Origin of the sequence: Pueribacillus theae, from assembly GCF_003097615.1 — a bacterium.
GTDB lineage: Bacteria > Bacillota > Bacilli > Bacillales > UBA6769 > Pueribacillus > Pueribacillus theae.
Genome location: NZ_QCZG01000111.1, coordinates 1 through 668, shown reverse-complemented (window position 1 = coordinate 668; position 668 = coordinate 1). Strand labels below are relative to the sequence as shown.

Sequence of the window (668 nt, the reverse complement as noted above, 5' to 3'; positions counted from 1 at the left end):
AGAGGGGAGGAAAAATTGAATATTAAAATATGAAAAGATTGCATAAAAGCGAATCTTCCTATATAATATAATCAAAATATAATACGATTCATCTTCGGGGCGTGGTGAAATTCCCGACCGGCGGTATTGAAGTTTTTTATGCTTCTAAGCCCGCGAGCCTTTTAGGCAGGATTTGGTGAGATTCCAAAGCCGACAGTACAGTCTGGATGGGAGAAGATGGTGGTTGCCAGTGTTCATGCTATATTTTTGAACACTTATTAAGTATACGCTAATCATTCTCCCTCAAAGATTCATTTCTTTGAGGGTTTTTATATGAAGCGCGAAAAAAGGCAAGCCATTCTTCAAAGGATGAATCTCTATAAATGTGTGTTCAAAAAGGAGGACAACGAGAGGCAAGAAGATCGAGGAAGCGAAGTTCAGAGACTTGCACAGGAGGTGCTGACTTCTGCGTTGTGCACAGGACGTGCACGTTTTTAGCAGAAGAACCTTCATATCCTTTGTAGGATACGCGAGTACCGCAAGAACGAGCTGACAAAGAGATTCGAAGCCTATCGTTCCCGGACTTTTTGAACAACTTCTATAAGGAGAGAGGATTTTGAAGAAACTAAACATACATGACCCGCCGGGTCACAAACTTGGGATGAAAATGGTTCCATCCAATAGTTACC

The 668-nt window shown here is 41.5% G+C and carries 1 riboswitch.

From position 1 onward, the window contains the following. The first annotated feature begins 86 nt into the window (after nt 1-86). A riboswitch (FMN riboswitch) is annotated at nt 87-222 on the top strand. Nucleotides 223-668: the final 446 nt, after the last annotated feature.